Here is a 9,692-nt window from a genome sequence, read left to right as displayed (position 1 = left end):
CGGGGAGAGTGCATCCGGTGCCACCGCGCTGTATGAGAACCTGACCACCTGGAATTTCGGCAAGCTGCCCGAGTTGCTCGAAATCCGCCGGCGTGGCCAGACGCTGTACGGCTACCCGGCGTTGGTCGATCGCGGCGCGCATTGCGATGTCGAGGTGTTCGATTCGCCCGAGGAAGCCGCGCGCATCCACCGCGCCGGGCTGCGCCGGCTGTTCGCGCTGCAACTGAAGGAGCCGATCCGCTTCCTGGAGAAGAACCTGCCAGGCTTGCGCGAGATGGCGATGCAATACATGACGCTCGGCACCCAGGACGAGCTGCGCGACCAACTGATCGACACCGCGCTCGACCGCGCCTGCCTGCAGGATCCGCTGCCCGACGACGACGCCAGCTTCCACGCGCGCCGCGACGAAGGCCGCAGTCGCCTGAACCTGCTCGCGCAGGAGATCGCGCGGCTGGTGGGCGGGATCCTGACCGAGTACGCGTCGCTCGGCAAGAAGCTCGCGCAGGCCAAGCCGTTCGCGGCTGCCCACGCCGACATGGTGGCCCAGCTCGGCGCGCTGGTCGGCAAGCGCTTCGTGATCGACACGCCGTATCCGCAGCTCGCGCATTTCCCGCGCTATCTGAAGGGCATCGCGCTGCGCATCGACAAGCTGAAGGCCGACGCGGCTCGCGACGCGCGCCAGTTGGCCGAGTTCGCGCCGCTCTCGCAGCACTACCAGCGGGCGCTGTCGCAGCGCGGCGGCGCGGCCGACGCGCGGCTGATCGAATTCCGCTGGCTGCTGGAAGAACTGCGCATTTCGCTGTTCTCGCAGGAACTCCGCACGCCGATGCCGGTCTCCGTGAAGCGCCTGCACAAGGTCTGGGAATCGCTGCAACGCTGACGGATCCGGCGAGGGGCGCGGAAAATCGAACGGGCTTCCGGTCAACCGGCGGCCCGTTCGAACGTTCTACAATGACGGTTGTTCCTCGACGTGAGTCTCCATGCGCAATTTCCTGTCCCTCGGTCGGGCTGCCCTGATGTTCGGCGCACTGACCGTCGCCGCGGCGCCCGCCGCGTTCGCCAATAACGTCATCGTGCTGAATTCGGCCGAGGCGACGCTGTCGCTGATCGACCAGAACACGCATCAGGTGGTCGGCACGATGCCGACCGGCAAGGAGCCGCATCACCTGATGGCGGCGCCCGACAATTCGTCCCTGATCGTTGCGAATTCGGTCTCGAACAGCCTGATGTTCCTCGATCCGCGCACCGGCGCGCTGCAGCGCACCGTCGAAGGCATCGACGATCCGTACCAGCTCGGCTTCTCGCCCGACCGCAAATGGTTCGTGGCGGCCGGCCTGCGCCTCGATCGCGTCGATATCTACAGCTACGACGGCCATGACGTGCACCTCGCCAAGCGCGTGCCGCTGCAGGTGATGCCGAGCCACCTGGCGTTCCCGGACGCCCGCACGGTGCTGGTATCGCTGCAAGTGTCGGGCGAACTGGCCGCCATCGACCTGCCGACGCAAACCGTCAAATGGAAGATGAAGGTCGGCAAGGTGCCGGCCGGCCTGTGGATGACGCCCGGCGACAAATACGTGCTGGTCGGCATGACCGGCGCCGATTACGTGGCCGTGGTCGACTGGCGCAACCAGAAGGTCGTCAAGACGATCCCCACGGGCAAGGGCGCGCACAACTTCCGCTCGCTCGCCGACGGCACCCACGTGGCCGTCACGAATCGGGTCGCGAACACCATCAGCATCATCGACGAGAACACGCTGACCAACGTCGGCGAAATCTCGGGCCTGTTGCCCGGCCCGGACGACATGGAGCTGTCGGCCGACCGCAAGACGCTGTGGGTCACGTTCCGCTTCGCCAAGAAGGTCGGCGTGATCGATCTGGCCAGCCGCCGCCTGATCCAGACGATTCCGGTGGGCCGCTCGCCGCACGGCATCTATTTCTTCGACCGCGCGCCGGTGACGGCGCCGAACGGCGCCTGACGGCGCGGGAGCGCAGATGTTTCACGCGATCGTCACGATGCTCGACACGTTCGTGTCGAACCTGCAGACCTGGCTGTACGTCGATGTCGTGCAGCCGGCGCTGTTCAAGTTCGACCTGATGGATTACGACGAGGACACCTACGACGCGCTGTACTGGGTCATCGTCGGCGCGCTGCAGGTGGTGGTGATGTTCGTGCTGCTGCGCCCGCTGGAGGCGTTGCGCCCCGCCGAGGCGTGGCAGAACCGCCGCGAGGCGCGCGTCGACGTGATCTACACGCTGATCGCCAAGCTCGGCATCTTCACGCTGTTCTTCTTCTTCGTGATGCAGCCGTTCTTCGACCAGTTCCAGTCGTGGCTGCGCCTGAAGGGCGTCGCGAACTACAACCTCGATTCGCTGTGGCCGGGCGTGACCTCGCAGCCGCTGGTGGCGTTCGCGATCTACCTCGTCGCGATCGATTTCGCTGGCTATTGGTATCACCGCTGGCAGCACCGGTTCGGTGTCTGGTGGGAACTGCACGCCGTGCATCACAGCCAGCGGCAGATGTCGCTGTGGACCGACGATCGCAACCACCTGCTCGACGACCTGATCCAGGGCTGCTTCTTCGCGGCGATCGCGCTCGTGATCGGGGTGCCGCCGTCGCAGTTCGTGGTGCTGACGGCTGTGTCGAATTTCATCCAGAGCGTTCAGCATACGAACGCGCGCCTGCCGTTCGGCTGGCTCGGCGAGCGCCTGCTCGTCAGCCCGGCGTTCCACCGGCGCCATCACGCGGTCGGTTACGGCCACGAGGGCACGGCCTACGGCTGCAACTTCGGCGTGCTGTTCCCGTGGTGGGACATGCTGTTCCGCACGGCCTCGTGGAACAAGACGCTCGAACCGACCGGCATCCGCGAGCAATATCAAGGCGTGTCGTACGGCGAGGGCTTCTGGTCGCAACACTGGCTCGCGATGGTGCGGATCGTGAAACGCATCGCGCAGCGCAAGCCGCGCGTGTCGCCGGTCGAGACGGCCTGATCTCGCCGGGTTCCGCCACCGGCCACGGGAGCGGGAAGGGCAGGCGGTTCGGGGCGGCGACCGGGCGCGCATCGCGGTTTTGGCGTCCAGACGCGCAGTGGTTTATGCTTGGGGCCGCCTTACCCCATTTCTCCACGTACCCGCCCGCATGACCGATCTGCTGCGCTCCTTCGGCCGGGCATTCGCAAGCGCGCTGCACCCGCGGATGCTCTGGCTCACGTTCCTGCCGTTCATCGTCGCCGCACTCGGCTGGGGCCTCGTGCTCTGGTTCGCCTGGCAACCGCTCGTCGGCCTCGCGCGCGTCGCGCTCGACGGCTTCACGCTGACCTCCTGGCTCTACCGCTTCTTCTCGTCGATCGGCGTGCCGCAACTGCACGCCGTGGTGGCGCCGTTCGTGGTGGTGTCGGCCGCCATTCCGCTGATCGTGCTGACGGTGCTGATGCTGATCGCCGGCATTTCGATGCCGGTCGTGATCGGCCATCTGTCGCGGCGCCAGTTTGCCCATCTCGAACAGAAACGCGGCGGCACCTGGTATGGCAGCGCGTTCAATGCCGTCTGGACGGCGCTCGTCAGCATCGTGGTGCTGGTCGTGACGTTGCCGCTCTGGCTGATTCCGCCGTTCTTCGCGCTGCTGCCGCCGCTGATCTGGGGCTGGCTGACCTATCGCGTCATGAGTTACGACGCGCTCGCGCAGCACGCGGGCGCGGACGAGCGGCGCGCGCTGATGCGCCGGCACCGCTGGCCGCTGCTCGGCATCGGCATCGCGAGCGGCCTGCTCGGCACGGTGCCGACCTTCGTATGGGTATCGTCGATCTGGACGATGGTGCTGTTCCCGTTCGTCGCGGCGGCGATGATCTGGGTCTACGCGTTCATCCTCGTCTTCTCGGCCCTGTGGTTCGGTTTCTATTGCCTGCACGCGCTGCAGGACCAGCGCGCGGCCGCCGCCGCGCAGTCACACGCACTGACGAGGCAAGCATGAGCATCGGCATCATCATCATCGGCGACGAAATCCTTTCCGGCCGCCGTCAGGACAAACATCTCTCGAAGCTGATCGAGCTGCTCGGCGCGCGCGGGCTCGCGCTCGACTGGGCCGAATACGTGGGCGATTCGCGCGAGCGGATCACGGCCACGCTCGCGCGCGCGTTCGCGGCCGGCGACATCGTGTTCTCGACGGGCGGCATCGGCGCGACGCCGGACGACCACACGCGCCAGTGCGCGGCCGCCGCGCTCGGCGTGCCGCTCGAACTGCATCCCGAGGCGAAGGCGCTGATCTCGGAGCGGATCCGCGACACGCACACCGATACCGCCAAGCCGGTCGATCTCGATTCGCCCGAGAACCGGCACCGCTTCGAGATGGGCACGTTCCCGCGCGGCGCGAGCATCATCCCGAACGGCTACAACAAGATCCCGGGCTTTTCGTACGGCGACGTGCATTTCGTGCCCGGTTTCCCGGTCATGGCCTGGCCGATGATGGAATGGGTGCTCGATACGAAGTACGCGCATCTGCATCACGCAACGCCGTTCGCCGAGCGCTCGGTGCTGGTGTTCGAACTGCCGGAATCCACGCTGACGCCGCTGATGGAGCAGATCGAGCGCGATTTTCCGGGCGTGCGCGTGTTCAGCCTGCCGAGCGTGGGCGACGCCGAGCGCGGCGGCGTGTATGCGCGCCGCCATATCGATCTGGGCGTGAAGGGCGAGCCGGAGGCGGTGGCCGCCGCGTTCGTCAAGCTGCGCGAGGGCGTGCACCATCTGGGCGGCGACATCGTCGAGCCGGACGCCGCGCGCTGATCGATTGCGTGGCTTCAGCGGCCCCGGCCGGGGCCGCACCGTTTTCGCGGGCGAGCGGAAGAACGCGCGCGCAACAACGAAACGGGCCGCGTCGCGCGGCCCGTCATCCCGGTGTCATCGCCCGGCAGGACGATAGACAGCGACGCTCAAGCGCCGATCCAGGGTAGCTTGCGATAGCACCAGCCTTCGACCGTCTTCCGATGACCCTGCCCGTCCTTCGCGCCCTCGAAGCCTTCCAGAATGTCGAACGCCCGCGTGAAGCCCGCCTGCGTGGCGGCGACCGCGGCCAGTTTCGAGCGCGCCGCGCTGCGGCACAGCAGCAGCAGCGGGGTGCCGGCGTCGGCCACGTCCTTCAATTGCGCGATGAAATCGGGGTTCGGCACGCCGCCCGGGTAGCGCGTCCACTCGATATGCACGTACTGGCCGTCGCCGACGAGCGGGCGGCCGATCCAGTCGAGCTCGGCGCGCGTGCGCACGTCGACGAGCCGCGCGGCCGGATCGAGTTGCAGCAGTTCGAAGCTTTCGGCCGGCGCCAGCGCGCCCGCGTATTGGAGCTGGCTTTCGGTGCGGCGCGCGTCGGCTTGCGCGTAGAGCTGGTCGAGCGTGGTCATGGCGGGGAAGTCTCCTCCGGATCAAACGACCATTCTAGCGCGCTGGGCGGCGCGCACGCGCGGGCCGCCCGGGGGCTAGCGGCATGCCTGCCCGCGGCGCGCAAAAGCACCGATTCGGTGCATATTTCTCCAGTCACGATAAATTTGCATCGAGATGGTGCAATCTCGGGATTTTTGCCTATATTTGGTGCGTGCGATGCGCCGCGCCGGGTGGGCGAAGCCCCGAAAGCGCGCGGGGCAGCCCTGTCCCGGCGCGGGTTGTGGCCCTTCGCGCCGAACTGGCGCATGGGTGGCATGGAAGCTGCTTTATAAGCATCGGTCAAGTCGGCCCGTCGCAGCGCTCAAGTACGGAAGCCGGCGTCATCCGCTTAACGGAGGCGGTCCCAGTCCGCCGGAATTGTTCAAATCAGGAGAAGAGGTTATGAGTAAAACCGTCGCCGACGTCATGCAGCTCGTGAAGGACGAGGACGTCAAGTTTGTCGATTTCCGCTTCACGGATACGCGCGGCAAAGAGCAGCACGTGTCGGTGCCGGTGTCGGCTTTCGACGAAGACAAGTTCGAAAGCGGCCACGCATTCGACGGTTCGTCGATCGCCGGCTGGAAGGGGATCGAAGCGTCGGACATGCTGCTCATGCCGGATCCGGCCGCAGCGTTCGTCGACCCGTTCTATGAAGAGTCGACCCTGGTGCTGACCTGCGACGTGGTCGAGCCGGCCGACGGCAAGGGCTACGAGCGCGACCCGCGTTCGCTCGCCAAGCGCGCGGAAGCCTACCTGAAGAGCACGGGCATCGGCGACACGGCCTACTTCGGTCCGGAGCCGGAATTCTTCATTTTCGACTCGGTCCAGTGGAACACGGACATGTCGGGCACCTTCGTGAAGATCAACTCCGAAGAAGCGCCGTGGTCGTCGGGCAAGGATTTCGAAGGCGGCAACACGGGCCACCGTCCGGGCACGAAGGGCGGCTACTTCCCGGTCGCGCCGGTCGACACGTTCCAGGACATGCGTTCGGAAATGTGCCTGCTGCTCGAACAGATCGGTATCCCGGTCGAAGTGCACCACCACGAAGTGGCGGGCCAGGGCCAGAACGAAATCGGCACGAAGTTCTCGACGCTGGTCGAGCGCGCCGACTGGACGCAATGGTCGAAGTACATCATCCATAACGTCGCGCACTCGTACGGCAAGACGGCCACGTTCATGCCGAAGCCGATCGTGGGCGACAACGGTTCGGGCATGCACGTTCACCAGTCGATCTGGAAGGACGGCCAGAACCTGTTCGCGGGCAACGGCTACGCCGGCCTGTCGGAAATGGCGCTGTTCTACATCGGCGGCATCATCAAGCACGCTCGCGCGCTGAACGCCATCACGAACCCGTCGACGAACTCGTACAAGCGTCTGGTTCCGCACTTCGAAGCACCGGTCAAGCTGGCCTACTCGGCACGCAACCGTTCGGCATCGATCCGCATTCCGCACGTGTCGAACCCGAAGGGCCGCCGCATCGAAACGCGTTTCCCGGACCCGATGGCCAACCCGTACCTGTGCTTCTCGGCACTGATGATGGCGGGTCTGGACGGTATCCAGAACAAGATCCATCCGGGCGAAGCTGCCGACAAGAACCTGTACGACCTGCCGCCGGAAGAGGATGCAAAGATCCCGACCGTCTGCGCGGGCCTCGACCAGGCGATCGAAGCACTCGACAAGGATCGCGAATTCCTGACGCGCGGCGGCGTGTTCACGGATGCGATGATCGACGCGTACCTGGGCCTGAAGGAACAGGAACTCGCGAAGTTCCGCATGACGACGCACCCGATCGAGTTCGAGATGTACTACTCGCTGTAAGCGTGACGATGGCGCTTCGTCACGTCATCGAGCGAAGCGCCGTCCTGTCGTCGGGTTGCCGGGAGCGAAACACGCCCGGCGGCCGCGGCTACACGAAAGGGACGGCTCCCGGCCGTCCCTTTTTCATTGCACGGTTTCTCAAGACAAGAGCGAGCATCCACGCACGATGGTTCTGAAGAATCTGATCAAGGCCAGGGCAGGACAGCCGGAACGGCTGTCGGACGACGAGCGGCTGGTGCGCTCGGGGCTGCTGACCGGCCTCGAGGCGTTGCCGACGGTCGTGCTCGTGATCGATCGCCGGACGCTGCAGATTGCGTTCGCGAACCCGTCCGCCGAATCGATGCTCGACATCTCGCGCCGCCAGCTCGCGCATATGCCGTGGAGCGACCTGTTCCCGAATTCGACGGAACTCGCCACCACCATCACCGCGATCGGCGAAGGGCGTTTTCACGCCACCCATCTGGACACGGTGCTCGAACGGCCGGGCCGCGAGGCGCTGCACGTGCATGCGATCGTCGGCTTTCTCGAGGGGGCGCCCGATTACGTGCTCGTCGAGCTGTTCGAGAACGAACGGCAGTCGCGCACCGATCGCGAGGAGCGCATTCACGACCTCACGGCCGTCAACAAGCACCTGATCCGCAATCTCGCGCACGAGATCAAGAATCCGCTCGGCGGCATTCGCGGCGCGGCGCAATTGCTCGAATTCGAATTGAGCGAGCGCGAGCGCGGCGAGCTGCGCGAGTACACGCAGGTCATCATCAAGGAATCCGACCGGCTGCAGACGCTGGTCGACCGGCTGCTCGAACCGCACCGGCATCCGCACATCGTCGGCGACGTCAACGTGCACGAAGTGTGCGAACGCGTGCGCGCCGTGATGCTGGCCGAGTTTCCGCGCGGCCTGACGATCGAGCGCGACTACGACGTCAGCGTGCCCGACCTGCGCGGCGACAAGGAACAACTGATCCAGGCGCTGCTGAACATCGTGCGCAACGCCGCGCAGGCGCTGCGCGAGCGCATCGCGCAGGGCGACGCGCGGATCGAATTGCGCACCCGCATCGCGCGCAAGATCACGATCGGCAAGAAGCTGTTCAAGCTGGCGCTGGATCTCCACGTCATCGACAACGGCCCCGGCATTCCGGAGGAGATCCGCGACCGGATCTTCTATCCGCTGGTGTCGGGCCGCGAGGACGGCAGCGGCCTCGGCCTCACGCTCGCGCAGACCTTCGTGCAGCAGCACGAAGGCACGATCGAGGTGGAGAGCCGGCCGGGCCGCACCGAATTTCAGATTTTGTTGCCGCTCGATCATTGAGCGGCCTTGCAGCGACTCACCGATACATCTGACCGACCTATGAAGCCGATCTGGATAGTAGACGACGACCAATCGATCCGCTGGGTGCTCGAAAAGGCACTCGCGCGCGACAGCTTCGCGACCCGAAGCTTCTCGAATGTGCGTGATGCGCTGGCCGCGCTCGACCACGAAACGCCGCAGGTGCTGGTATCCGACATCCGGATGCCGGGCGGTTCGGGGCTCGAACTGTTGCAGGCGATGCACGAACGCCTGCCGGGCCTGCCCGTCATCATCATGACCGCGTTCTCGGACCTCGACAGCGCGGTGGCCGCCTTCCAGGGCGGCGCCTTCGAATACCTGGCCAAGCCGTTCGACGTCGACAAGGCGGTCGAGCTGATCCGGCGCGCCGTCGAGGAAAGCCTGCGCGGCGGCGTGCCCGAGGACGACAAGCTTGCCGACGCGCCCGAGATGCTGGGCCAGGCGCCGGCGATGCAGGACATGTTCCGCGCGATCGGCCGCCTGTCGCACTCGGCCGCCACGGTGCTGATCACCGGCGAATCGGGTACCGGCAAGGAGCTCGTGGCCCGTGCGCTGCACCGGCACAGCCCGCGCGCCAACGGCCCGTTCATCGCGCTGAACACCGCGGCGATCCCGAAGGACCTGCTCGAATCGGAACTGTTCGGCCACGAGCGCGGCGCGTTCACGGGCGCGCAAACCACGCGCCAGGGCCGTTTCGAGCAAGCCGAGAACGGCACGCTGTTCCTCGACGAAATCGGCGACATGCCGTTCGATTTGCAGACGCGTCTGCTGCGCGTGCTGTCGGACGGCCAGTTCTATCGCGTCGGCGGCCACAATCCGCAGCGCGCGAACGTGCGCGTGATTGCCGCGACCCACCAGAACCTCGAATCGCGTGTGCGTCAGGGCCTGTTCCGCGAGGACTTGTATCACCGCCTCAACGTCATCCGGCTGCGCTTGCCGGCACTGCGCGAGCGCAGCGAGGACATCCCGCTGCTCACGCGCCATTTCCTGCAGAAGAGCGCGCGCGATCTCGGCGTCGAGCCCAAGCGCGTGTCCGACGAAGCGCTGGCCTATCTGACCTCGCTGCCGTTCCCCGGCAACGTGCGCCAGCTCGAGAATCTCGCGAACTGGCTGACCGTGATGGCGCCGGCGCAGACGGTCA

General features: G+C 66.1%; 9 protein-coding genes. 8 read left to right on the top strand and 1 reads right to left on the bottom strand.

Translation table 11 applies throughout. The features are described 5' to 3' along the window. The 5 genes from G3N92_RS26155 to G3N92_RS26135 form a co-directional block, all read left to right on the top strand. A partial coding sequence (locus G3N92_RS26155; protein WP_206130489.1) for a DUF3418 domain-containing protein occupies nt 1–880 on the top strand: 880 nt, incomplete at its 5' end. 100 nt (nt 881–980) lie between these two features. Continuing rightward, nucleotides 981–1,976 carry a beta-propeller fold lactonase family protein gene (locus G3N92_RS26150; protein ID WP_206130488.1) on the top strand — a complete coding sequence of 332 codons (996 nt, stop codon included), beginning with the start codon at nt 981–983 and terminating at the stop codon, nt 1,974–1,976. Between the two features lie 16 nt (nt 1,977–1,992). Beyond that, nucleotides 1,993–2,988, top strand: a complete 996-nt coding sequence (locus G3N92_RS26145) for a sterol desaturase family protein (RefSeq protein WP_206130487.1) — start codon at nt 1,993–1,995, stop codon at nt 2,986–2,988. 148 nt (nt 2,989–3,136) lie between these two features. Continuing rightward, nucleotides 3,137–3,967 carry an EI24 domain-containing protein gene (locus G3N92_RS26140; RefSeq protein ID WP_206130486.1) on the top strand — a complete coding sequence of 277 codons (831 nt, stop codon included), beginning with the start codon at nt 3,137–3,139 and terminating at the stop codon, nt 3,965–3,967. After that, the gene (locus G3N92_RS26135; RefSeq protein WP_206130485.1) at nt 3,964–4,776 is read left to right on the top strand and encodes a molybdopterin-binding protein; all 813 of its coding nucleotides are present in this window, start codon (nt 3,964–3,966) and stop codon (nt 4,774–4,776) included. The genes G3N92_RS26140 and G3N92_RS26135 overlap by 4 nt, the downstream gene beginning before the upstream one ends. 146 nt (nt 4,777–4,922) lie before the next feature. Here the strand turns inward: G3N92_RS26135 and G3N92_RS26130 are convergent, their stop codons facing one another. After that, nucleotides 4,923–5,387 (bottom strand): rhodanese-like domain-containing protein, encoded by a 465-nt coding sequence (locus G3N92_RS26130; RefSeq protein ID WP_206130484.1) that lies wholly within the window; start codon nt 5,385–5,387, stop codon nt 4,923–4,925. 421 nt (nt 5,388–5,808) lie between these two features. Here G3N92_RS26130 and glnA point away from each other — a divergent pair, with 421 nt between their 5' ends. From glnA to ntrC, 3 genes are all read left to right on the top strand, one after another. Further along, complete coding sequence (glnA, locus tag G3N92_RS26125) at nt 5,809–7,224, top strand: type I glutamate--ammonia ligase (RefSeq protein ID WP_206130483.1); 1,416 nt, start codon at nt 5,809–5,811, stop codon at nt 7,222–7,224. 166 nt (nt 7,225–7,390) lie between these two features. Then, nucleotides 7,391–8,533 carry a nitrogen regulation protein NR(II) gene (glnL, locus tag G3N92_RS26120; RefSeq protein ID WP_206130482.1) on the top strand — a complete coding sequence of 381 codons (1,143 nt, stop codon included), beginning with the start codon at nt 7,391–7,393 and terminating at the stop codon, nt 8,531–8,533. Nucleotides 8,534–8,572: 39 nt separating this feature from the next. Next, nucleotides 8,573–9,692: nitrogen regulation protein NR(I) (gene ntrC / locus G3N92_RS26115; protein ID WP_206130481.1), on the top strand; the 1,120-nt coding region annotated here is incomplete at its 3' end.

The organism is Burkholderia sp. Ac-20379 (assembly GCF_017104645.1).
GTDB lineage: Bacteria > Pseudomonadota > Gammaproteobacteria > Burkholderiales > Burkholderiaceae > Burkholderia.
The sequence above is the reverse complement of the archived record's forward strand: the minus strand, read 5'-3'. Positions and strand labels throughout refer to the sequence as shown.